Origin of the sequence: Bradyrhizobium symbiodeficiens, from assembly GCF_002266465.3 — a bacterium.
GTDB classification, from domain to species: Bacteria; Pseudomonadota; Alphaproteobacteria; order Rhizobiales; family Xanthobacteraceae; genus Bradyrhizobium; species Bradyrhizobium symbiodeficiens.
The window spans coordinates 5450969-5475918 of sequence record NZ_CP029427.2; the positions used below are offsets into that span (position 1 = coordinate 5450969).

16 protein-coding genes and 1 pseudogene are annotated in these 24950 nt (G+C 64.4%); 9 read left to right on the forward strand and 8 right to left on the reverse strand.

The features are described from left to right. Positions 1-24 precede the first annotated feature (24 nt). The gene (locus CIT39_RS25645; protein ID WP_094974161.1) at positions 25-1119 is read left to right on the forward strand and encodes an extracellular solute-binding protein; all 1095 of its coding nucleotides are present in this window, start codon (positions 25-27) and stop codon (positions 1117-1119) included. Between the two features lie 120 nt (positions 1120-1239). Then, entirely contained in the window at positions 1240-2061 is an 822-nt protein-coding gene (locus CIT39_RS25650) for an IclR family transcriptional regulator (protein WP_094974108.1), read from the forward strand. 17 nt (positions 2062-2078) lie between these two features. Here CIT39_RS25650 and CIT39_RS25655 read toward each other — a convergent pair whose 3' ends face one another. Beyond that, positions 2079-3383 (reverse strand): glycosyltransferase, encoded by a 1305-nt coding sequence (locus CIT39_RS25655; RefSeq protein ID WP_094974107.1) that lies wholly within the window; start codon positions 3381-3383, stop codon positions 2079-2081. A 167-nt stretch (positions 3384-3550) separates the two neighbouring features. Between CIT39_RS25655 and CIT39_RS25660 the strand changes: the two genes are divergently transcribed. From CIT39_RS25660 to CIT39_RS25675, 4 genes are read left to right on the forward strand one after another with little or no spacing between them, the layout of a single operon-like run. Continuing rightward, complete coding sequence (locus tag CIT39_RS25660; protein ID WP_094974106.1) at positions 3551-4798, forward strand: efflux RND transporter periplasmic adaptor subunit; 1248 nt, start codon at positions 3551-3553, stop codon at positions 4796-4798. After that, positions 4795-5526 carry an ABC transporter ATP-binding protein gene (locus CIT39_RS25665; protein ID WP_094974105.1) on the forward strand — a complete coding sequence of 244 codons (732 nt, stop codon included), beginning with the start codon at positions 4795-4797 and terminating at the stop codon, positions 5524-5526. Before CIT39_RS25660 ends, CIT39_RS25665 begins: the two co-directional genes overlap by 4 nt. Before the next feature lie 9 nt (positions 5527-5535). Next, entirely contained in the window at positions 5536-6696 is a 1161-nt protein-coding gene (locus CIT39_RS25670) for an ABC transporter permease (RefSeq protein ID WP_094974160.1), read from the forward strand. A gap of 59 nt (positions 6697-6755) precedes the next feature. Then, positions 6756-7865 carry an ABC transporter permease gene (locus tag CIT39_RS25675; protein WP_334273035.1) on the forward strand — a complete coding sequence of 370 codons (1110 nt, stop codon included), beginning with the start codon at positions 6756-6758 and terminating at the stop codon, positions 7863-7865. A 45-nt stretch (positions 7866-7910) separates the two neighbouring features. Here CIT39_RS25675 and CIT39_RS25680 read toward each other — a convergent pair whose 3' ends face one another. The 7 genes and pseudogenes from CIT39_RS25680 to CIT39_RS25710 form a co-directional block, all read right to left on the reverse strand. Beyond that, the gene (locus CIT39_RS25680) at positions 7911-8945 is read right to left on the reverse strand and encodes a hypothetical protein (protein ID WP_148667341.1); all 1035 of its coding nucleotides are present in this window, start codon (positions 8943-8945) and stop codon (positions 7911-7913) included. A 448-nt stretch (positions 8946-9393) separates the two neighbouring features. Further along, a complete protein-coding gene (locus CIT39_RS25685) occupies positions 9394-10770 on the reverse strand; it encodes a hypothetical protein (protein ID WP_094974102.1) in 1377 nt (458 codons plus the stop codon). After that, positions 10763-12070, reverse strand: coding sequence for a hypothetical protein (locus tag CIT39_RS25690; RefSeq protein WP_148667342.1), 1308 nt, complete (start codon positions 12068-12070; stop codon positions 10763-10765). The genes CIT39_RS25685 and CIT39_RS25690 overlap by 8 nt, the downstream gene beginning before the upstream one ends. 71 nt (positions 12071-12141) lie before the next feature. Then, a complete protein-coding gene (locus tag CIT39_RS25695) occupies positions 12142-13566 on the reverse strand; it encodes a condensation domain-containing protein (protein ID WP_162308677.1) in 1425 nt (474 codons plus the stop codon). Then, positions 13559-19834 (reverse strand): sulfolipid-1 biosynthesis phthioceranic/hydroxyphthioceranic acid synthase, encoded by a 6276-nt coding sequence (gene pks2, locus CIT39_RS25700; protein WP_244607452.1) that lies wholly within the window; start codon positions 19832-19834, stop codon positions 13559-13561. The genes CIT39_RS25695 and pks2 overlap by 8 nt, the downstream gene beginning before the upstream one ends. Before the next feature lie 176 nt (positions 19835-20010). Further along, positions 20011-20424, reverse strand: a pseudogene (locus CIT39_RS25705) (transposase); the annotation flags it as partial. Then, on the reverse strand, positions 20414-21154 hold the full coding sequence (locus tag CIT39_RS25710; protein WP_094974099.1) for an IclR family transcriptional regulator: 741 nt from the start codon (positions 21152-21154) through the stop codon (positions 20414-20416). The gene CIT39_RS25710 and the pseudogene CIT39_RS25705, both read right to left, overlap by 11 nt. 465 nt (positions 21155-21619) lie before the next feature. Between CIT39_RS25710 and CIT39_RS25715 the strand changes: the two genes are divergently transcribed. From CIT39_RS25715 to CIT39_RS25725, 3 genes are read left to right on the forward strand one after another with little or no spacing between them, the layout of a single operon-like run. After that, positions 21620-22465, forward strand: coding sequence for an amidohydrolase family protein (locus CIT39_RS25715; RefSeq protein WP_094974098.1), 846 nt, complete (start codon positions 21620-21622; stop codon positions 22463-22465). 16 nt (positions 22466-22481) lie between these two features. Beyond that, positions 22482-23693, forward strand: a complete 1212-nt coding sequence (locus CIT39_RS25720; RefSeq protein WP_094974097.1) for a CaiB/BaiF CoA transferase family protein — start codon at positions 22482-22484, stop codon at positions 23691-23693. Between the two features lie 51 nt (positions 23694-23744). After that, the gene (locus tag CIT39_RS25725; protein ID WP_094974096.1) at positions 23745-24917 is read left to right on the forward strand and encodes an NADH:flavin oxidoreductase/NADH oxidase; all 1173 of its coding nucleotides are present in this window, start codon (positions 23745-23747) and stop codon (positions 24915-24917) included. The last annotated feature ends 33 nt before the right edge of the window (positions 24918-24950 follow it).

Genomic DNA, 24950 nt, shown 5'->3' on the forward strand with positions numbered 1-24950 from the left:
GATTTCAACTGGAGGAAAGAGAAAATGCTGGGAATGAAACGCTGGCGGCTATCGGCTTCCGTATTGGCCTCGGCCCTGTTCGTCGCGATGGGAACGGGTCTGGCTCAAGCGCAGAGCAACGTCGTGATCATGCAGGATCCGGGCGGCGGGTATGGCGATGCATTGCGCAAGGTCATGTACGAGCCGTTCGAGAAGGAGACCGGCATCAAGGTCGTCACCGTCCAGGAAGCCCGTAGCGGCCCGCGCATCAAGGCTCAGGCCGAAGCCGGCAAGGCGCAATGGGACCTGACGTTCATCTTCGACCAGGAGACGAAGCTGCTCGGCGACTGCTGCCTGGCCGATATCGACTATTCCAAGCTGTCGGACGGGGCGAAACAGACGCTGGCGGCGATGCCGGACAATTTGAAGCGCAAGAAGGGCGTGGCCTTGCAGGTGATCGGCGTCGGCCTCGTCTACAACAAGGACAAGTTCAAGGGCGAAAACGTACCGACGAGCTGGGCCGACTTCTGGGACGTGAAGAAATTCCCCGGCCGGCGTTGCATGCCGGCCTGGCCGCGTTTCGTGTTCGAAGCGGCGCTGATGGCCGATGGCGTGGAGAAGAGCAAGCTCTACCCGATCGACATGGAGCGGGCGCTGAAGAAGGTCAAGGAGATCAAGCCCCACATCGCCAAATGGTGGACGACGTCCGCACAGCCGCCGCAACTCCTGCTCGACGGCGAGGCCGACATGTGCATGGCCTACACCGGCTCGATGAGCAAGCTCGCCCTGGAGGGCGCGCCGATCGACCTGACCTTCAACCAGGGCTTCGTCTACTACGACTTCTTCTCGATCCCCAAGGGGGCGCCAAACTACGACAACGCGCTGAAACTGCTGTCCTGGCGGCTCGAGCCCAAGCGCGCGGCGCAGCTGACCTCGACCTTCCCGGTCGCCCTCCCCTCCCGGGTCGTGTTCGAGGCGGCGACCGACAAGAAGCTCGCCCGCTACTGGGCCAACAACCCGGACAACATCTCGAAAGCGATCGAATGGAGCCCGGATTACTGGGGCGCAGCTTCGCCGGCCGGAAACTCTACCAACGAAGAGTACGGCCAGGAGAAGCTCAACGCCTTGCTGGCTCAATAAGCAGGCCGATCCGCAGATGTCCCCGATCCGCTGGGATCGGGGACATCCGATCCCCGGGACTATGGCCGACCGCCCGACCATGCTAGATCGGACGAAAGATCATTCTATTTCGGCGGACGGATGGACAAGGCTTTTATCAAGGGACTGCGTCTGCTGGAAACGCTTGCTCTGAGCGAGCAGCCTCGCGGGGTCACGGACCTCGCGAGCGAGTTGAAGCTCACCAAGAGCAACGTGCATCGGCTGCTGATGACCTTGCAGTCCCAAGGATACGTGCGCCAGATCCCCCCACACAGCATGTATGAGCTCACGACCAAGATCTGGGCGCTGGGCAGCCACGTCATCCACCGGATGGACCTCATCAACGTCGCGCGGCCGGCGATGACGAAACTCGCCGAAATCACCGGCGAAACCATTCATCTTTCGGTGCTCGAGGACACCGAAGTCGTCTACGTCGACAAGATCGAAAGCGCTCACCATATTCGCGCGCACACCAGCGTGGGTATGCGTGCCCCCGCCTTCACCATGGCGACAGGAAAGGCGATGCTCGCATATATGCCGGATGACTACCTCGAGCGGTTCCGGCCGCATCTCCGGCGGTACACCGAAGCGACGCGAACGACGATCAAGGAGCTGCGCGACGACATCGAGCTGGCGCGCGCGCAGGGTTACTCTTCCGTGCTGCATGGCGAGTGGCGCGAGGGCATCGCGGCCTGCGCTTGCGCGATCCTCGGCCGCTCCGGCGAACTCGTCGGAGCGATCGGTATGTCCGGCCCCGACAGCCGCATCAAGCGCAAGCAGATCAAGGAATATTCAGTTCACGTGATGGAGGCAGCCCGAACCATCGGCGCCGCCCTTGGCTATTCCAGGCCGGCGGCATACCCCGCCGTCAAAAGCCAATCGTCGGATCCTGCGCCTTCACATCAATCACGACGCGCCCCTTGATCTTGCCGTCGCCGGATTCACCCCCCGCGCCGCAATGCGGCCAACTCTTCGAGAAGGGCTACGGTGGTCGTCAGGCTCTGGCTCGGCGGAGTCATCAGACTGGCCACCTGCCGCGCCCGAGCTGCACAGCCTGGCTCCAGAACGGTCCTCAGGTCATGGCGAAGGGTCGCTCGCGTCGTTGCGGAGAAACGACGCGAGGTGCCGACACCCAGGCGCCTGATCTGTGTCGCCCAAACCGGCTGGTCGGCGCCGATCCAGAGCACAAGAGTTGGAACGCCGGAGCGCACGCTGGCGGCCGTGGTGCCGGCGCCGCCATGGTGAACAGCGGCGCGGCATCGCGCCAGGACCGCGGCGTGATTGACCGAAGGCACGACCATGACGTCCAGCGTGGCGGCCGTGCGTTCAAGCGGCATAGCGCCCGAACAGATCAGGGCACGCTCTCCGAGTTCCCGGCACGCATTTGCGATCATCGCAACGGTCTCGGCCGGCCTGTCGACCGGCATGCTGCCGAACCCGAAATAAATTGGCGGCCAGCCGGCGGCGATCCAGGAATTCACGGAATCATCGAAGTCGGTGGCGGATTGCAGGGTCAGTGTGCCGACCAGCGGCCTCTTCCAGCCCCATTGCGCCTCGAGCCCGGGGAAGAACACCTTGTCATAGGCTTGAATCTCCAGCACGCCGGATTCGACCATACGGCGCACGGCACGAATTCTGGAGTGCGGAAGCCCAAGGGCTCGGCGCTGCGCGTTATAGGCCGGCCGCAACAGGCGCCAGTGCGACCACTCGGCGACCGACCACAAGGGTTCGACCAGACTCAGGGGTAATCGAACCGGCAGGATGTGGTTGTTCGCCCGAACGGGGAAGTAATGAAGGGCGGCGAACGGCACCCCATGGGCCTCTGCAACGTTGGCGGCCAGCTCCTGATAGGTCGTACCGCTCAGAATCATATCGGCGCCGGTCACCTGCCTGGTCAGGGTCGCGCTCATGTCCGCCCAGCCGTCGGCGAGGTACTCTCGCGCCTGCCTCAGCACCTTGACCGGATTACGCAACTTGAACCAGTCGTGAAAAACCTCCGCCTCGAGCTGGCGCTGGGAATCGGGGCCGTAACAATCCACCGAGCATAGACCGGCCGATTTGGCGAACCCGACGAGATTGGGAGGCACGGCCATCCTAACGTCGTGACCGCGGCGCTGCAGCTCACGTGCAACCACAGCCGCAGGCTCGATGTCTCCTCGTGTCCCGTGGACTGCGATGGCAAACTTGATGGTCCCGCTCCGGTTTTCGCGGAGCCGAGTATGGCGGTCGCGCGGCGCGGGTGCCATCGGCTATGTTTAACACCCTGAGAAGATTTGGAGAATACGAACTGATGGATGTCAAGCGCGGCGCTTTCTGCTAATTGACAGTGGTCAAGCGCATGGCTTACGGCTTTCTCGATTAGACATTTTCTTCAAAGTCTGCGCTGTTTTGTTCGAAAGTCCATGATCAGACCATGACTTTGCCCCAGGCCCTGAGCGACGGCGCACCCGACGCCTCCGATCTGTCCGCCCTTGCCATCGACCGTAGCGCTGGCTCGCGGCGCCGCAGGCAATCCCGCCGCCTCCTGGGACGGGTCTTTCTCGTCGCGCTGCTCGTCGGCATCGCCGGCGCGATCTGGGTGTGGCGGCGGCATACGCAGATCGTCGTCGAAACGGCGGTCGTCTACTCCGTCTATCCGTCGCAGGCGCTGACGCTGCTGAACGCGACAGGGTACGTCGTTGCGCAACGCAAGGCGTCCGTCGCCTCGAAGGCGACAGGCCGTCTCGAATGGCTCGGTGTGCTCGAAGGCAGCAAGGTGCACGAGGGTGAGCTGATCGCCCGGATCGAGAGCAGCGACACGGCGGCGGTGCGCGACCAGGCAGCCGCCAACGTGCAGGTTGCGGAGGCCAACCTCGCCCAGGGGCGGGCGGAGCTCACGCAGGCGGAAATCGCGTTCAAGCGCTCCGAGGCCCTCGGCGAGAAGAACATCATCAGCGACTCGTCGCGCGAAAGCGCCGAGGCACGCCTCGCCAAGGCGCGCGCTGCCTTTGCCGGATACGGGGCCGCCATCGCCGCGGCGCAGGCCAATCTCCGCGCCTCCGAAGTTGCCGTCGGGCAGACCCAGATCCGAGCGCCGTTCGACGGCGTCGTCCTCACCCGGCACGCCAACGTGGGCGACACGATCACGCCGTTCTCGCAGGCGGTCGACACAAAGGGCGCGGTCGTCACCATTGCCGACATGGACTCGCTGGAAGTGGAAGCCGACGTGGCGGAGTCGTCGTATCTCAGCATCCACGTCGGACAGCCGGTCGAGATCCAGCTGGACGCGATCCCCGGCGAGCGTTTCGAGGGCGTGGTCAGCCGGATGGTGCCGACCGTGGATCGCGCCAAGGCGTCGACCCTCGTGAAAGCCCGGTTCGTGCAGCGCGACCCGAGAATGCTTCCGGACATGAGCGCCAAGGTGGCTTTCCTCGAGCGTGAAGTTTCCGAATCGGAGCGCAAGCCTGTTCTTGCAGTGCCGATGGCGGCCGTCTTCGAGCTCGATGGGCGACAGCATCTCTATGTCGTCGAGGATGGCAAGGCCCGTCTGCGGAGCGTGGATCTCGGAGCGAAGGTGGGCGATCAGATCGAGGTCCGCGACGTCAAAGCCGGCACGCGCGTAGTGGTCCGGCCGCTGGAAGATCTGGTCGACGGGCGCGCAGTGAAGCAGGCCACGAAGTGACCGTGCTTCACATCTCCGAGGCGCGCACCGGAGAGGACGTTCTGATCGCGCTGAGCGACGTAAGCAAGAGCTACCGGCGCGGCGCGCAGATCGTCCCGGTCCTTGCCAAACTCACATTTGACATCCGCCGCAAGGAGTTCCTCGCCCTGATGGGCCCGTCGGGGTCGGGCAAATCGACAATGCTCAACCTGATCGCCGGCATCGACAGTCCAGACCAGGGCTCGATCAAGGTGGGGGACGAGGACATCACGCTGCTTCCGGAAGCCGAACTTGCCGACTGGCGCGCGGCGAACGTGGGCTTCATCTTCCAGTTCTACAATTTGATGCCGGTGCTCACGGCCCTCGAGAACGTCGAGTTGCCTCTCACGCTCACGAGCCTGGGGCGGCGCGAGCGCCGAGACCGCGCGCAACTCGCGCTCAGCCTGGTCGGCCTCAGCGATCGCGTCAAGCATTTGCCCTCGGAACTCTCGGGCGGACAGCAGCAGCGCGTGGCCATCGCGCGGGCGATCGTAACCGACCCGACGGTGCTCGTGGCCGACGAGCCGACGGGCGACCTCGACCGGCAGTCAGCGAAGGAGGTGCTCGAGATCATGCAGCGGCTCAACCGCGACATGGGCAAGACGATCGTGATGGTCACGCATGATCACCGCGCCGCCGCGCATGCGAAACGCATCATGAGTCTGGAGAAGGGCGATCTCTCCTATCTGGTGGAGCAGCGGCTTGAGTGAGTGCCGGTCATGAGCCAGTGGCTCACCCTCGTGGCACGCAACGTCTTGCGCCACCGGCTCCGCACGTCCCTGACGCTGGTCGGTCTCGTCGTCGCGATCCTCGCCTTCGGCGTGCTCCAGACCGTCGTCAAAACGTGGTATGCGGGGGTGGACGGCGCCGTCCCTTCGCGGCTGCTGACCCGAAACGCCATCTCCTTTGCGCTGCCGCTACCGAAATCCTATCAGAAGCGCATCAGCGCCGTCGAAGGCGTGCGGCGCGTCACCCACCTGAGCTGGTTCGGCGGCGTCTACAAGGATTCGAAGAACTTCTTTCCCCAGTTTGCGATCGATGCCGCGAGCTATCTCGACATGTTCCCCGAGCTCCTGGTTCCGGACGAGGTGCGGCGTGCCTTCCTGCGCGAGCGCCGCGGCGCGATTGTCGGGCGCAAGCTCGCCAAACGCTACGGCTTCAAGCCGGGCGACGTGATCCAGCTGCGCGGGACCATTTTCCCCGGCAATTGGGAGTTCTTGATTTGCGGTGTCTTCGACGGCCGGGATCCCAAAACCGATACGTCGCAACTCTTCTTCCGCTGGGATTACCTGAACGAAACATTGCGTGTGCGCTCCAAGGCACAAGCCGACCAGGTGGGCGTGTTCGCCGTGGACGTCGTCAGCCTGGATAGTGTCGCGGACGTCAGTCAGGCCATCGACGAAGTGTTTCGAAACTCGCTTGCCGAGACGCTCACCGAGACCGAGCGCGCGTTCCAGATCGGGTTCGTCAAGCAGACGGAGGCGATCCTCATTTCCATTCGCGTCGTCTCCTTCGTCGTGATCTTCATCATCCTGGCGGTCATGGCGAACACCATGGCGATGACGGCCCGCGAGCGGCTCCGCGAGTATGCCACTCTGAAAGCCATCGGCTTCAGCCCCGGCTACGTGGCGCGATTGATCCTCGCAGAATCCGTCCTGATAGCCTCGATCGGCGGTGCGATCGGCATCGGGCTCACGCCCCCGGTCGCCGCCCACCTTGCCGAGCTCTCCGCCACGCTGTTCCCGACCCTGATCGTGAGCGTCAATACTGTCATGCTGCAGGCACTTGCGGCGGTGGTGGTCGGAATCCTCGCCGCGGCCCTGCCGATGCGCAGGGCAGCCCGCGTCAGCATCGTCGACGGCCTTCGGGCGTTGGGCTGACCATGCCGTTGCTGCTCTCCTACAGCTTGCGAAACCTGCAGGAGCGCAAGCTCACCAATTTGCTGACCGCGACGGGCATGGCGCTCGTGGTATTCGTCTACGCTGCCGTGCTCATGCTCGACTCCGGACTCAAGCAAACGCTCGTCGCGACCGGCGAAGACACGAACGTCATCTTCGTGCGCCGCTCCGCGGAAGTCGAGATCCAGAGCCTGATCGACCGCCGTCAGGCCAGGATCATCGAAAGCCAGCCCGAAATCATCGTCGGAGCCGAAGGAGCGCCGCTCGTATCGAAGGAAGTGGCGGTTCTGATCTCGCAGCCAAAACGCAAGACCAGGCAGGCGAGCAACCTCCTGATCCGCGGGGTCGGTCCGGCCGCTCTGACCGTGCGCCCGCAAGTGCGGATCGCCGAGGGGCGCATGTTTCGCCAGGGGTCCAACGAGATCGTCATTGGGCGCGCCCTCGCGGGACGTTTCGAAGACGTCGAGATCGGATCGAGCCTCCGGTTTGCCCAGCGGGAATGGAGGATCGTAGGCCGGTTCGATGCGGGCGGCAGCGGGTTCGATTCCGAGATCTGGGGCGATAGCGAGCAGCTCATGCAATCGTTCCGCCGAGACTTTTTCTCTTCGATCACGGTACGGCTCGCCGATCGTTCCGGCTTCGACGCCCTCAAGGCGCGCCTCGAAGCGGATCCCCGCCTCACCATCGAGGCCAAGCGCGAGCGCATCTTCTATGAGGAGCAGTCACGCCTGCTCTCCGGGTTCATTCAGATTCTCGGGCTCACGCTTTCGGGGATGTTCTCGCTCGGCGCAGTCATTGGCGCCACGATTACGATGTACGCGGCCGTGGCCAGCCGCATGATGGAGGTAGGAGTGCTGCGCGCGCTCGGATTTCGGCGGTCGCGGATCCTGATTGCATTCCTCGTCGAGGCGCTGCTGCTCGCGCTGATCGGCTGGGCCATTGGAATCCTGTTCGCGTCACTGATGACGCAGGTGAAGATCACGACGCTCAACTGGACGTCACTCTCCGAGCTCGCATTTCGGTTTGTGCTGACGCCCGGGATCGTGCTGCGGTCGCTCGTCTTCGCCCTCTTGATGGGCTTTCTCGGCGGTTTCCTGCCGGCCGTGCGGGCCGCCCGCATGAAGATCGTCGACGCCCTGCGCGTCGCTTGAGCGCTCGGCAGGCGTTGCACCATCCGCCTCGTCGACCGGCAATCGTCAGCCGATCGTCCCGCACAGGCCCATGTCCGCGAGCGCATCGCGCACGAATGGCATCAGCTCGGCGCGGGACGTGACGCGGTCTGGCGCGTATCCGGACACGGTCATGAATAGCCGCTCGCCGACGCGATAGCAGGGGATGAATAGCACGCCGCCCAGCCGCTCGAGTTCCGAAGCTGTATAGCACTCCAGCAACGATATCTGCAGGAGCGATGCCTCGCCGCAGGGGCGGTTTACGTCAAGCGGCAATTCGCCAATAAGACTGCATCCAACCGGCAGGTCCGCCCCGAGCGCCTCCCGCTCAAGACGGCGCGCCAGCCACAACGGCACATGGGGGATCAGCGGAAACAACGGCGACACATCGTCGCCGTTTCGGACCAGCGAGGCCAGCGCAGCCTTGAGATCCCGCTGCAAGGCGCGCGCATCGCTGCGGCAAGCATCGGGGTCCGCCATCACCGTGATCGACCGCAGCGCGTTGCCGCGCCGATCATTCGAATGACGGTCGCTGACCGGCAGCACCAGCTTCACGCGTCCTGATGCGTCCACGCGATCCATCCTGAAAGCGAGCCGTGCCGCGAACGCCATGATCAGCGTGTTGCTCGCGACGCCCAGATCCGACGCACGCTGTTGACACGCTCCTGCGTCCATGACCACCTGCACGAGCGGCACGTCCACTGCCGGCTCAAAATGATACCGGCTTCGCGCGCGCGGCTTCGAGCGAGGCAAGCTCGTCCGTCCCCTGCCCGAGCGCCGCGTGAGAACCACCATAGCGCGCCAAACATCAGGCAGGGTGCGCAGGCTCTCGACGCTGTCGCGCGCCAGCATCACTGGAGACCATCGCCAAGATGGGGCCGGGAACCCGTAGCCGGGACGTCGACCAGCCACCGCGTCGGCGATGGTTTGGCTGGTGGCCTGCATGTCGGCGATCGTATGCGACACCAGCAATGTCAGCGCGCAGCCACCGCCTTCCAGTGCCTGAACTGCCAAGCGCCAGCCTGGCCCACGCTCGGGATCCACCGGTAGATCGAGCAGCAAAGGTCGTAACCTGGGGAGCGACCCGTGACGAAACCACGCCACCGGGCCCGGCACGGGGTTCGCCACCCAACGGTGCCGCCCCCATGGCAATGGTGAACGCTGCAGGAGGCGTCCGAGCAATCCGTGTGCGAGCCGCTCGCTGAATTGCGTCACGGCGGCCTCGTCAATCTCGTGAGGATATAGCCAGGTGAGTTGCAGTGCCGGCCCGCGTCCGAGCGCCCGCAATCCGACGAATGAGGCCTGGTCCATATAGCACAGGACGTCGTCCGCCCTGACGTCGAGGTTGCGCCCCCCGCCGCCGCGCCGTCCACGCCGTTCGTTGGCAGAAGAGCTCAACCCTCGAGCCCCCTGTCTTCCTGCTGCACGAAGCGACCGCTGCCCATCGAGGCTTGATCTCCCATTGAGTCGGAATCTACATGCAATAACGGGCTTCGGTCACGCGCCGGGATCAGGCGTCTATGACAGCCTCAAGCCCAAAGTCGGTGAGTGTTTGAGAGACCAGCAGGCGAAGTTCGTCGACCGTCGTTGCTGCGGGGCGCAACTGGCAGGCCTCGATGCAAAGAGAAACAGTCTTGTCGTAGCGGGAGGCCACGACGACGAGATGACCGTGGGAACGCTCCAGGTCCTGGCGTGTGACGTTGACATCGACGGCTCGTGTCAGCAAGTGCCGGCACGGCGCGCCGTCGATCCGCGCGAGCCCTTCCGGCAGCATTCCAAGGTCGGAGCAGCTTACCGGCAGCTCATCGGCATAATCGAACAACCGGTTCACGAGCGCCCTTGCGACGGTGCGAGGCATCAAAGCGATGGCAGGGAGTAACGAAGTCAGTACATCGGTCTGACTTTTCCTCGCGCCACGGAGCAGCGCCCTCGCGTCATTCACGGGCTCCAGGCTCTTGGTCAGGCCTTCAGGAGCGACGTTCATCATATGGAATTCGATCGCCAGCGCGCGTTCGTCGGCCAGCCCACGCCTTCGGCTTCTTGGGACAAGCAGGCTGATCGCGCCATCCGATAAACGGCGGCGGCCTAGACGCGATGCCAGCGACGCCACGAAGCCGGGCAACAGCGTATTCATGCCGCCACCAAGCCGCTGCTCGCACGCGAGCCAGACACGCGATTCAACACTCACCACAACAGAGGGAAGCTCTACGATCGTTGGGTCGTGAACTGCGTCTGCTGCTGGAACGGCCGGACTTCGCCTGGGAGCGACGAGTCTCGACCAGTCCGCCTGCGCAATCCGAGCGAGTGCGGCAACCGTCTGCGGAGCATCGGCGAGGATCTGCCACGCATCCGACAGGCAGCCGGACAGTCGCCCGCGAGCGCCTTGAGGCAAGTACGGATTCGGGATGCCGGTTCCGTTCACGGCGGCCGCGATGACGCGCAAAGCTCCCATTCCGTCGAGCACCAGATGCGATCCGACGATGCTCACGGCTGTGCTGCCATCGTCGAATGGTTGGATGGCCATCCGTCCGGCCGGACCGATGACAGGGTCTACCGGCGCGCGCGCCTGCTGGTTCGCCCATTGCAGCAGCCGCGATCGTGGCAGCGGATCAGAACTCTGCTCGAACGGAACGAAGGTCCCGGCCACCCAGCGAGGCCTGCCCCATGGCAAGGATGACGGTTCAATGAGCCGATTGAAGGACAGTGCGATAAGGCGTTCATATGTTTGCACCAGCGCGGCGCGGTTCACGTCACGATCATAGAGCCAGAGGCATTGCATCAACTGGCTTCGGCCGGTGACCCTGAACAGTTCGTACGCCAGTTGGTCGAGCCAGGCGAGGCGGTGCCTCGCGTAGGTGGAGGTGCCGGTCGTGCTCGTCTCAAGCATCGAAAAACTCGCCGACGAGTTCGTAGTCAGCCAAGAGCCGTTCGACGAGCGCACGAAGATGCCGAGGCTCCGTTACCACGCCGGGCTGGTAGGCAACGAAGCTCAGGGCGACAAATCCGGGGATGACGCCGGCGAAGAGCGTGGCCACCCCTTGACGAGCCTCGATCGCGCGGCGCGCGACCGGACGGTCGATGCCGCGAAAGCAGATTCGATCAGCCGCGTTGCCGTCGATCTGGAGCACGTCCTTGGGCAAGCCGCCCAAGTTCGAACACGTGGCCGGCAGGTCGGCGAGCGCGCCAAGCGCCAGATGGCTGGCGGCCGAAAATGCGCGTCTGGGCACAAAGGGCACCAAGGGTAGCAGCGCAGCAAGTCGATTTGGCTCCCGTCTTGTCTGTAGCAACGTAGCCCGCAGACGCCGCTGCAACGCATGCAGGCGCCCGCGCGGCTCGTCGACACGCACCTTCAATGTGGCAAGTGCGACGCTGTTCCCGCCGGCGTGGGACAGACCTTCGCGCTGGTTCACGGGAATCAGCAGGGTCACTTCCTCGTCACGGATACGACCGAGCGCCTCGGCGAACGCCGCGGTCATTGCGGTCAGGAGCGTGAGGCGGTTCGCTCCGCGGCTCCGCGCTCCGGCGTCCCAGACCGATATGGGCACGCGTATGAAGGCCGACGGAAACACAACCGTCTGGTCATCCGCGGCTGGCCCCACGGGCGATGCAGCGGGTGTGTTCGACGTGTCGAGGGAGGTGTATGCGGTACGGGCCAGTTGGCCCAGCGCCCGAAATGTCGCCGGCACGTCACGCACAATGCGCTGGAGCTCGACACCCAGCGTTGTGAGGGCGCGCTGCGCCGTCCAGACTCCAGGATAGATTGGAATCCGCCGTTCCCCGCGCACTGCATCGCTCACGGCCATTGCAATCGTCAGTCCGTCCGCAATGCAGTGGGACACCACCAGCGAGACCACCGTGGAGCCGTCTGTGAAGCTCTGGAAAGTCAAGGTCCATGCCGGTCCGTGCACGAGGTCCAATGGAAGCGCCACCTGCGCGTCGGCCCACGTCTGGATCGCCTCGGGGGCAAGCGCCGTCTCGGCGGCAACCAGAGCAGCCGACGGCGGTGGCGCGCTGGCCCACTGGTGTCGTCCGAACGGAAGCCGCGCCGGCCGGATCAGCCGTGCCAGATGACCGTGCGCGAGATTGTCACGAAACCGTGTGAGCGCGTCGATGTCTACAGGCCGCAGATAGCGCCACAGCACCTGAATGACCGCGTGCTGCCCGAGCGAGACATGCGCGAGGTACATGGCCTGATCCGCGAAGGACAAGAATGCCGGCGGCATATCCGATACGTTCGTTGGGTGCGCAACCGCCTGCGTCATCGTTCACGACCGACATCAGAGTACGTCGGCATCAATGCGTCGGCGGCCATGCGGCACGCGCCCGCAAACGCTGCGACATAGCGGTGCATCGATGCGCGGGCTGTGCTGTTTGCCGGATAGGCCGCCGTGAGCGAGAGACCGCGTTGCGTACGAAATAGCCAGATCGCAACCTGCGCGGCGATGCCCTGGTTGATATAGACCCGGCCATTCGCCTGATGCCATTCTCGCGCAATGTGTGCACTGAGCGGAGCAACGTTGACATCCATATAGGATAGCATGACGCCGCCTGTGGCGACGGGCCCGACCGTCGGCAGCCCGGCTGCGAGTTCGAGCACGAGCTCGATCGGTATATCGGCAAGGCTTAGCCGTTCGTCAAAATTGTCCTGGGCGGTCAAGGCGAGTTCAGGAAACGTTCGTTGTTGCACGTCAAAGTCGATTGGCACCACGCCAACGCACCAGCCCGTCGTCCGGAACGCTTGTGGCGATCTTCGCGTCGTCGTGGGCGTGACGACACTGTAGCGCGAGCGGCCTGCCAATTCCCGTTCGGTCAGCGCCGCGCAGGCCAACAGGCCGCCGATCGCTCGCGCGCCAGCAGCGTGGCACGCGGACTCGAACGCGTCCATGACGGCATCTTCGAGGATGTCTACATGCACGTACTCCGCATGATAGCGATCCTCCGGCACACCGAGCGGCAGCGCGAAAGCAGGCATCCGCCCGCTGTTGCGGTGCAGGAACGCGATCCATCGCGTCACCTCAGGATCCGCCAGCGTCGTCGCGGCAGCCCGCTGGCGCTGATTGCCGCAGTAATCCAGATAGCTTCCTGGCTGTCCAAGCTGAAGCGGCCCCTCGCCGTCAAGCACGGCCCGATAGGCCGAGCGGATCTCCGTCATCAGGAACGCGATGACGGTCGCATCGGCGTGCAAATGGTCGACGCTTGCGAAGAACGTGAACCCATTCGCGCGCTGGAGAATGCCAAATCGAAAGCAATCCCACGCAAACGGTGCAGGAGTTGCCATGACATGTTTCTGCCAATCCTCCGCGCGAACCTCACCGAGCGCCATAGGCTCCATCTGGATAGCCGCGGGATCCGCGAGGATGTGCCGTACGATGGCCCCTTCACGCTCTTCGAACCAGCTGTGATACGTGTCGTGCCTGCGCAGATGTGCTGTCACCACATGGGTCATGGCTCTGGGGTCACACCGGCCGGGTTCCTCCCACACGACGACAAGCAGCCGCGCCATCGCCTCGTGCCGCTGCTCACAGGCGCGGAAGGCGTGCAGATGCTGCTCCTGTTCGTAGCTCGGCAATGCGGGAGACACCGGTGCGCGCTTGGCACTTTCCATCGATGCCGCAGACGGACACCAGAGTGTCAGCATCGCAGGAGGCCCCGACCAGTCGTGCAATGGACGCAGATCAGTCACGGGCATCTGCTCCAGCGGACTGAAACTCCTGCATGGCGCCACTCAGCGTGTCGGCGAGTGCGCGCACGGTCGTTACGTTCACGGAACGGAGCCGGATGCCCGTGTCGGCCTCGAGCGCGATCAACAACTGGAGTGTCCCGAGTGAGTCGAGGCCGTAATCGAACAGAGAGCGGTCTGGATTCACGGTGCGGCGCAGGATGACACCGAGATGCTCGATGATCAGACGCCGCAGCAGGGCCGGCCGCTCTTCGGACGGCGCGCGTCTCAACTCCACGCGCCGGTGGCCCCCCGGTTCGCCCGCGGCCTCTGGTGCCTGCGACAGCGCCGCCCCGAACGGGCTCCGCGCAGCGAGCGCCGTCAGCCATGGGGCGCCGTCGAGATGGACATATGCCGCATACCCCCGGTCGTGCCGCAGCAGCGTCTCGAACGCGTAAGCACCGTCACGTGGCTCGATCATTCGCGCATCGCCGCGGGCCGAGAGATGCGCACCGGCACCAATATCCGCCCACGCCGCCCAGGCGATGGCCGACGACGGCAGCCCCTGGGCGCGCCGCCACTGTGTAAACGTATCGAGCCAGCTGTTGGCGGCTGCGTACGCGGACTGCCCAGGCGAACCAAAGAGCGCCGCAACCGAAGAAAAGCAGCAAAACCAGTCGAGTCGTTGCTCCAGCGTTGCCGCATGCAGATGCCAGGCGCCTTCCGCCTTGGGTGCCCAGTTGCGATGCAGCCTCTCCTCTGAGACGGAGGGAAGGATGCCGTCCTCGATAACGGCTGCACCGTGCAGGACACCGCGCAACGGCAGGCCCGTCGTCGTGGCAGCTTCGACAAGACGTCGCGAGGTCGATGGCTCTGCGATATCCGCACTTATCACCCGAACCTCGGTGCCGCGTGCTTTCATCGCGACGAGCACACTCGTCGCGGCGTCGGTGGGCCTGGAGCGCGCGTTGACGATGACGCGACCCGCTCCGGCGGCGGACATCGCGTCAGCGAGGAACAGGCCGAGCCCGCCGAGGCCGCCTGTGACGATGTATGCACCATCGCGCCTGAACGGCGTGAGGCGCTCCGGCGCCGCTGGTACCCGGTAGCGGCCGGTTCTCGGAACGGTGAGCACGAGCTTGCCGGTGTGATCGGCGCCACCGACAATTCGGATGGCGCAAGCCGCTTCGGCGAGGGGGTAGCTCGCGATGTCCGGCAGGCGCAGCCGCTCCTCCCCGGCAAGACGCATGACCCGTGACAGCAGCGCCTGCACGCGCGCCGGAGCCGTTATACACATCTGCGCAAGATCGACGGCGAAGAACGAGAGGTTGCGCTTGAACGGAGACAGTCCCAGCCACGTGCCTCCATAGATATCCTTCTTGCCGATTTCGATGAAGCGCCCGCCCGCCGCAAGGAGTTCCAGGCCGGCGCGTTGCGCCGCGCCCGTGAGCGAGTTGAGGACCACGTCCACGCCGTAGCCCGCTGTGTCCTGCCGGATCTTCTCGGCGAAGTCCGCGGTTCGAGAGTCGTACACGTGGCGGATGCCGTCGGCGCGCAGCAGCTCTCGTCGCGCCTCCGAGCCCGCTGTTGCAAATATCTCCGCACCAGCCGCGCGGGCAATGGCCACAGCCGCCTGCCCCACGCCGCCGGTCGCCGAGTGAATGAGCACCTTGTCGCCAGGTCCGATCCGGGCCAGATCCTCGAGACCATACGCGGCCGTGGCAGTTGTCGTGAGAATGGCGGCCGCTTCGGTATCCGTGAGCGTGCGGGGTATCGCGACGAGCAGGCGAGCATCGCAAGTCAGATAGGTGCCCCAGGCACCCCCGCAGCAGAGCCCGGCCACGCGGTCGCCAACGCGAAATGCCGAAACGCCAGGCCCGACTGCGGTGACAATGCCGGCGAAGTCCAGGCCAAGTCCCTGCGCACGGCCATCGAGTGAAGGATAACGGCCAAGGGCAACGAGCACATCGGCGAAATTGACGCTTGTGGCATGGACGGCCACTTCCGCCTCGCCCGCGCCCGGGGCACGACGCTCGGATGCCGTCACCTCCAGGCTCTGCAGATCGCCGGGCACGCGGATTTCCAGGCGAAGACCGTCGCGAGCCGCGTCGTGGTCCACCATTCGGCGATCAACAGGACCAAGGGGACTTCGCTGCATTCGTGCGACATAGGCGCTCGCTCCGCGCAGCGCCGTTTCGTCTTCGTCCGAGCCGCTCAGCAGCTGAGACCGAAGTAGTGACACGTCGGGCAGTGGGGTCACGTCGATCTGAGTGGGATGGAGTGCGGGATATTCGGCACCGATGGCTCGCAGCCATCCACGCACACCGGCATGCGCGAGCTGAACAGTGTCGTCCGGCAGCACGCGTTGGGCCATGCAGGTGACGACGAAGAGCCGAGGCCGCCGCTCGCATTGGCTCAGTGCGTTGGTCAGGTGGAGCAGGCTGCTTATGTTCGCCCGAGATGCGTCGGGATTCGCCGGCTCATCGCCGCGTGGCAAGACCACCACCACGGCTCCAGGGCGATGCAGACGCAGAGCGTCTTCAATTTGCTCGCGCCATGCGTCTCCCTTCCCCACCCCGGCGCAACTGAGGATTCGAGACTTGAACCCTTGATCGCGCAGGCTTCCTTCCAGATCCAACATCAAGCGGTGCGCCGCATCATCGGCATCGAGCAGCAACCAGGCGCAGTCGTCCGGCCTGACCGTGGCGCGAGGAATGTCCCATGACTGCCAGGTTATGTCGAGCAGGCGCGCGTCGCAGGCGACGGCATCGGCGTGCTGTTCGGCCGAGCCGCTCCACAGTGCCAATCCATCGACACTGAGCAGCACGCGACCGGAGGCGTCGAGCAGATCGATGTCCGCCTCGACGTGCAGTGCGTCGATCGCGACCAAGCGGGTCATGCAATGGGCGACGTCGGCGTCTGTGCGGTGGAGCCGGAGCCTTTGTACCGAGCGCGGCAGCAGCAGGCGCCCATTTGTCTCCGAAGCGACCCGGGCGAACGCCCCGACGGACTGGAAGCACGCGTCAAGCAGCACGGGATGCACTATGTAGCCCCGCCTGCCCGTTCGGAGTGAGCTCGGGAGCCGAAGATCCGCAAAGAGCGAAGCGCCGTCCGCGGACATTGCCAAGTCCGAGGCCAGTGCGCGAAATGACGGCCCGTATTGGATGCCCTGCGAGTCGAACCACCGCCACACCTCCTCCGCAGCGACGGGCGTCGCGTGAGCGGCGCGCAGCGCGGCTACGTCGTGCGCGGCCGGAGGCTTTGCAGAGGTAGCGCCAGAAAGCCGGGCGCTTGCATGGACCCGCGCTTCGCCTTTCGCCTGGCTCTCGAGCCTGAAATTCAACTCACCCGGTCGGTCCAGCACTGCCGTGCAGACGATCGGCATCGACGGCTCCAACCGCAACGCGTGGTCGAACGTCATCGCCTGCACTTCGACGAGCGATGTCCCGAGGGCTGTGCGCGCCGCGGCGAGCGCCATTTCGCAGAAGCCAGCCCCCGGGAAAAGCGGCGTTCCGTTGACCCGGTGGTCCGCAAGCCAGGGGTGGGCACCAAGGCCAACCTCACATGCCCAGATGTGGCGTTCCGGCTCTTCGTGCAGGACGCGGTGGACGTTCAACAGCGGATGCGATGACGACACGTGATGCTGACCAGCGGCCGGCGTCGCCGGCGCAAGGAACAGGGGATAGTGCGTCCAGGCCGGCAACGGGAGATCAAGCAGCTGGCCGTCCGGATACAGGACATTGAAATCGATCGAGGCTCCTGCGACATGGATGGCGCCGACCAGGTTCAGAAGCCCGTTGGGCATGGGCTCGCCGCGCGTCATCGACGGAAGCGCGCGGACGGCGAAGTCCGTCGCGGCAGCATTCTCCAGCACCGCGCGGGTCACGATCGGGTGCGGCGAAAGCTCGACGAATACGCGGTGTCCGTCTTCGAGCGCCGCCTGCACGGCGGGACGGAAGCGAACCGACTGACGAAGGTTGTGGATCCAGTAGGGGCCATCGCAAATGGGGGATTCGCGCGGATCAAGCAGCACGGTGGAGTACATCGGTATACGCGGATTGTACGCCGTCACCTCCGCAAGGCGCTCCGACAGCTGCGCGAGGATCGGTTCGACTTGCGACGTGTGTGAGGCCACATCCACCGCGACCTCGCGAGCGAAAAGGCCTTCGGCTTGCCACGCAGCCACGAGGCGTTGCACGGCCTCGACGGAGCCCCCGACGACCGTCGAGGTCGGCGCAGCCAGCACGGCAATCTCGACATCGTCAATCCGTCGGCGCGCCAGATCTTCGCGAACCGCCGCCGGTGCCATCCCGACGGCTGCCATCGCGCCGGATCCAGCGAGCGTCTGGCACAGCATGGCGCGATGACAGATCACTCGCACGCCGTCTTCCAGCGAGAGCGCACCGGCCACGACTGCCGCCGACACTTCGCCCATCGAATGGCCGATCACTGCCGACGGCACCACACCCCGGGCCTTCAGCGACGCCGCCAGCGCGACCTGAAATGTGAAAATCGCCGGCTGGATACGTTCGATGCCTTCGAGTTGCGCCGGGCGACGCAGGGTATCGGTCACCGAGAAGTCGCCGATCGCCTGAATCAGAGGCTCGATGGCGGCAACCATCCTGGCGAAGACCGGGTCGATATCGAGCAGTTCCGCGCCCATCGACTCCCACTGCGAGCCCTGTCCGGAGAATACGAAGACGGGACCGCGGCTATCATGGTCGGCCCAGTCCGCATCGATGGACCGACCGGCTGCGAGTTCGCGCAATTGCGCCGTCAGGTCGCCGAGCGTTTTCGCAATGAGCGCCTGCCGGACCGGCCGGTGCCCACGCCTGCAGGCAAGGGTCCGCGCGACGTCAACCGGGCGATGACTGGCGGCGCTCCCGTTCAGCCAAGCCGCGAGGCGCGCAGCCGTTGCGCGAAGCGCCTCCGGCGAGGTCGAAGAAATTGGAAACAGCCACGGCTGCTCCTGTGTTCTGGCGGCCTCTGGTCGATGAGATGAGGCAGGTGCCTGAGGAGCCTGTTCGAGCACGACGTGCGCGTTCGTGCCGGACATGCCGTAAGACGATACGGCTGCGCGGCGAAGGCCGTCGGGGCCAGTCGCAGGCCAGGGCACGGTGTCGGTCGGGACGAAAAGCCGCGTCTCGATGGGCTGGAGATGCGCAGGCAACTGACGGAAGTGAAGTGATCGCGGTACGACGCCATGTGCCAGCGCGAGCGTCGCCTTGATCAGACCAAGGACGCCCGCCGCCGATTCCGCGTGGCCGAGGTTGCTTTTGAGCGAGCCAAGGGCGCAGGGCGAATGTCGTCCATACTGCGTAGAGAGACTGTGGAACTCCTCCGTGTCGCCCACCGGCGTACCAGTGCCGTGCGCCTCGATCATGCCGACGGCTGCGGGATCAACCTGTGCCTCGGCAAGCGCACGATCGATCACCGCGACCTGGGCCGCGCGCGAAGGTGCGAGAATGTTGTGCGTGCGTCCATCCTGGTTGACGGCGCTACCGCGGATGACGGCGAGCACGCGGTCGTCGTCGCGCAGGGCGTCGCTCAGCAGCTTGAGCATCACCACGCCGCAGCCTTCGGCGCGAACAAAACCATCGGCGCGCTCGTCAAACGCATGACACCGCCCTGTCGGCGACAGCATGCCGAGACCCGACGCCGAAGCGAAGCTCGTGGGCGAGAACATCAACATGGCCCCGCCGGCAAACGCGACGTGGCATTCGCGCGCAAGCAGGCTTCGCCGAGCCGCATGCACGGCGACGAGGCTGGACGAGCAGGCCGTGTCCATGGTGATGGCTGGACCCGTGAGGCCCAATGCATGCGCAACCCGCCCTGACGCCATGCTGAAGGGTGTTCCAGTGAAAGCGTAGGCCTGGCCCATCGCATCTGCGTCACGCGTGACCTGCATATAGTCCTGGTGCGAAAGGCCGAAGAACACGCCGGCATCGGTCCCGAACAGGCAGCGCGGATCGCGGCCGGAATGTTCGGCGGCCTCCCAAGCGACCTCGAGCAACAGCCGGTGCTGAGGGTCCATGGCGAGGGCCTCGGGTTCACCGATACCGAAAAAACGATGATCAAAGCCCGATGGGTCGTCCAGGAAGGCGCCCCAGCGCGAAACCGAGCGGCCCGCCACGCCCGCTACGGGCTCGTAGTAATCGTCGGCATTCCAGCGCTGCTGCGGAATCTCGCTAACGAGGTCGGTGCCTGCCAGCAGCGCACCCCACAAGGATTTCGGGGAGTCGATGTATCCCGGGAGTCTGCAGCCGATGCCAACAATAGCAATCGCAGTCACTATCAAGACCTTCTTTGGGGAAAGACTTTTCGGTCCAAATCAAAATATGCGACACTAAACTATTGGTCCTCCTATCAATCGTCCAGCAACTTGGCGGCTGGGAGATGGCTGGATCGTGTCCCCTGGCGTGGTGTAGCTGGCGGTGGGTACCGCGTTCGCCGGCAAGGCCGGGCCGGTCAGCTGGCGATAGCCGTAAGGCTGACAGTTGGATCATCGCCCAATGGGGCGATGGTTTCCAGCGTCATGTAGCGGGCGCGCTGGACGGCCCATTCGTCGTTTTGCTCGAGCAGGATGGCGCCGATGAGGCGGACGATGGCATCCTCATTGGGGAAGATGCCGACCACCTCGGTCCGCCGCTTGATCTCGCCGTTGAGGCGTTCGATCGGGCTGGTCGAGTGCAGCTTGGTCCGATGCTGCGGCGGGAACGTCATGTAGGCGAGCACGTCGGTCTCGGCCTCGTCGAGGAAGCCGGCTAGCTTCGGCAGCTTTGGCCGGAGCTGGTCGGCGACCTTGCGCCACTGGGTTCGCGCGGCCTCGGCATCGTCCTGGGCAAACGCGGTGGCGATGAAGACGGAGACGTCACGACAGGAACTGCGCGATGCCTTCACGGATACAAGCCAAAATTTCGTCTTGCCGCTCTTCGAGACGGGACACCGGGCCGCCGACACCGAGGACCAGGTCGCGGCCGAAATCGCGCTTCGGCAGCAGGACGGCGATCACGCCAGCGTCCTGGACGATGATGTGTTTTGAGAACATGTAGCCGTCGCGCCGGATGCCGTTGACGATCTTCATCAGCGCATTCAGTTCGACGTGCTCTTCCCGGGGGCAGACGGCGTTGATGCGGCGCAGGAGCCGCTCAATCTCGACGTCGGTATGGCCGCTCAGCAGCGTGCGTCCGATGCCGCTGATCGCAAGCGGCCGGACGTCGCCGGATTTCACTTCGAAGCGCAGGCGTTTGCTGGTTTGCAACGCGTGAATGTATTGCGCATGCAGATCGGACTGCGTGCTGATGCTGACGAGTTCGTCGAGCTTCCCATGGACGAAATCGACCAGCGCAAGGATGGCGCTGTCGCCGAACAACCCGGTGTCCAGCCAGCGGCCCATCTGGGCGATGCGCATGGTCGGCATGTAGGTGCGATTGTAGCTGTCGTAAAACAGGTACCCCAGCATCGCCATGCTCTTGAGCAAGGCCGCGGCGCTCGACGTCGGATAGTCGCACTTCGTCGCCACTTCCTTCAGCGAAATCGGACGCTTCACTTCCTCGAAGTACTCGAGGACTTCAAAGATCCGCTTGGCCGATTTGATACTGGAGCTCATCATTTACACATATCTGGAATGACGGTTAGTTGATAGGTACCTTGATAAGTCGAGCCGATTGCAGAATTCGGCCGCAGTATAGCCCCTCCCTCCTATGACAACAAGTCTTTTACACATATATAGAAATAGAACCATGTATATGTAACATGATGGACTCAGAAGCGCCCTGCCTCTAGACTTGCAGCGGCCGAAAAGGCTGCGGCGTAGCAGCCGTTCAAGAATGAAAAGCGCCCCGCCAAGGTGGCGCGCGCTTGCAGGGAGGGCGTGATGAAGCCGGGAATGAATTTGTCCATCTCTATCGACTGATGTCGTCCGGTTCGACCTGTCTTCGCTTGGGCTCCCGCCGCTGAACCCAACCCTTTCGCGACCATGCTTCCAGAGATCAACCATCGCGCTCACGTCGGCGACGGCTCGCAAGCCATCGTGTGCAGCGGCGGCAACACCTAGACCGAACAGGGATTTGCTTCCATGGACTACCGATTGCCTGAAGGCAGCTGCGATTGTCATTTTCACATCTACGGCCCCTTCGATCGCTTTCCGCCCGGAAATGAGGGCCGCTTCACCGCCGCAAAGCCATTCACAATCGAAGACGCCTTTGCCATCTGGGACAAGCTCGGCATCACGCGCGGTGTCATCGTCCATGCGGTCGGATCGGGAGACGACAACGCCGTCACTTACGATGCGCTGCGCCGCTACCCCGACAGGCTTCGTGCCGTCGCAATCCTGCGGCCCGATGTCTCGGATCGGCGGCTCGATCAACTCACCGACGTCGGCTTCAAGGCGGTGCGCGTCACCATGATCCGGCAGGACGGCAAGCCGGTCTCAACGCTCGGCACCAGCTACGACGATCTGGTCAAGCTCGCCCCCCGCATCGCGGAGCGGGGTTGGCATGCGCAGCTCTGGATCGAGAGCTCGGATCTTGCCGCCGCCGCGGCCGAGCTAGAGAAACTGCCACTGAACTACGTGATCGACCACATGTCACGGACCATGGCCGACAAGGGGCACGATCACCCGGATTTCCGCGCCTTCACCGACCGGCTGAAGACCGGGCGCTACTGGACCAAGATCTCCGGTGCCGACCGCAACACGCGCGTCGGCCGCCCCTATGCGGACACGGCGCCCTTCATGCGCGCCATCGTCCAAACAGCGCCCGACCAGGTCGTGTGGGGCAGCGATTGGCCCCATGTCGGCCACAGCGCCGAGACGATGCCCGATCTCCAGGACCTGCTTCGTCTGCTGCACGACTGCGTCCCCGACGAAGCCACCCGCCGCAAGATCCTGATCGCCAACCCGGCGCGGCTCTACAATTTCTGACAGGACCGAGGACACCTTGGACAACAACAAGAAGCTGCCGCTCGACGGCGTGATCGTCATCGACCTCGGCCAGGTCTATCAGGGCCCCTACGCCGGTTTCCTGATGGCGCAGGCCGGCGCGACCGTCATCAAGGTGGAGCCGCCGAACGGCGAGCCGGTGCGTCATCGCGCCCGCATCAGCAAGGGCAACGCCGTCCCGTTCGCAATGCTGAACGCCAACAAGCGCAACATCAGCCTGAACCTGAAGTCGCCCGACGGTGTCAGGGTCCTGAAGGAGCTCGCGTCGAAGGCCGACGTGCTGATCGAGAACTACGCCCCCGGCGTGCTCGATCGACTGGGCGTCGGCTATGCTGCACTCAGCGCCGTTAACCCGCGGCTGATCTACGGCTCGGCTACCGGTTACGGCCTGTCCGGGCCCAGCCGGGACAATCTGGCGATGGACCTCACCATCCAGGCCGTGTCAGGCATCATGAGCGTAACGGGATTTGCCGATGGTCCTCCGGTCAAGGCCGGGCCTGCCATCACCGACTTCATCAGCGGCGTGCATCTGTACGCCGGCATCCTGACGGCGCTTTACGATCGGGAGAAAAGCGGCCGCGGCCGGCTGGTCGAGATCGCGATGGTCGAGACCGTCTATCCGGCGATGGCCTCGAACCTGGCCGATGTCTTCAATCGTAAGGCGGCGGCCCCCCGCACCGGCAATCGTCACGGCGGGCTCGCCGAGGCGCCCTACAATGTCTATCCGGCATCCGACGGCTATGTCGCCATCATCAGCGTCAACGAATCCCACTGGACCGGACTGACGCGCGCGATGGGGCGGCCGGAGCTGGCCGACGATATCAGGTTCAAGACCGTGCTAGACCGCTTGAAGCACATCGATCTGACGGACCAGATCGTATCCGATTGGTCCTCGCAGCTCGCGCGCGACGAGATCACCGAGCTTTGCCGCGTCAACAGGGTGCCCTGCGCCGCCGTTCGCGACCTGCGCGAAGTGACCGAGGACAAACACCTCCACGCCCGCGGCATGTTGCGCGAGATCGCGCATCCGGAATACGGCGACATCCTCGTTCATCGCAGCCCGCTGGTGCTGCACGATACGGCGACGCCCGAGTACGTTCCGTCCGCGCGTCTCGGTCAGCACAATGGCGAGGTCCTGTCGGAATATCTCGGCCTGTCCAGCAGCGAGATTGATGAGCTACGCCGCTCCGGCGCCATTGCACAACAATGACGAACGTCGAGGGGCGAATGCCCCGGTCCGCCAATTCAGGGGAAGATCACCATGGTCAAGCTGTTTGAAAGCATTGCATTCCGCGGCGTCGAGCTGAGCAACCGCATCGTCGTTTCGCCGATGGGGATGTATTCGGCCGTGAACGGCTACGTCACGCCGTTCCACCTGGTTCACTATGGCAAATTTGCCCAGGGCGGGGCCGGGCTCGTCTTCGTCGAGCAGACGTCGGTCTCCCGGAAGGGGCGCATTACCAACGGCGATCCCGGGCTGTGGGAGGACGGCCAGATCGACGGCATGCGCCAGATCGTTCATGTCATCAAGTCGCACGGCTCAAAGGCAGCGATCCAGATCAATCACGGCGGACGCAAATCGAGCCAGCAGCGCGCGTTCCGGGGCAATAGCCATTTGACGGACCGCGATATCGAAATGGGAGAGGAAACCTGGGTGCCCACGGGGCCGTCGGATGTGGCATTCTCTGATGGCTTCCAGACTCCCATCCCTCTCAGCAAGGACGGACTCGTCGGCGTACGCGATGCCTTCGTCGCCACGGCGCGTCGGGCTGTGCTCGCGGGCTTCGACATCATCGAGCTTCACATGGCTCACGGCTATCTCCTGCAATCGTTCCTGTCGCCGCTCGCCAATTTCCGCACCGACGAATACGGCGGCAACCTCGAAAACCGGATGCGGTTTCCGCTCGAAGTGACGCGTGCCGTGAGGGCCGCACTTCCCTCGTCCACGCCCCTCTTCGTGCGCATCTCCGCGACCGACTGGATCGACGGCGGCTGGGAAATCGAAGACAGCATCATTTTTTCCCGCAAATTGAAGGAGCTCGGCGTCGATCTGGTCGATTGTTCGACGGGCGGTAATCTTCGCGCGGGATCGACCAACGCCAATCTCGGTCGCGGTCCAGGCTATCAGGTGCCGTTTGCCGAACGCATTCGCCGCGAGGCCGACATTGCGACCGGCGCGGTTGGCATGATCCGGACCCCGGACTTTGCAGAGAAGGTTCTGCAGGACGGCAAGGCCGACCTCATCTTCATGGCCCGCCAGATGCTCTACGATCCGTTCTGGGCGCTTCACGCCGCGGAGCATTTCGGGCTGACCGGTCATTTCGAGCAATGGCCTGAGCAATATGGCTGGTGGCTTGCCAAATGGGGCGGAGCCCTTCGTGCCGCCGGAGAAAGTCTGGACGGGGTCGAGCGATACCGCGAGGCGGCCGAATAGAACCGCTGCCAACGCGGCTGAAGTCGCAAGATC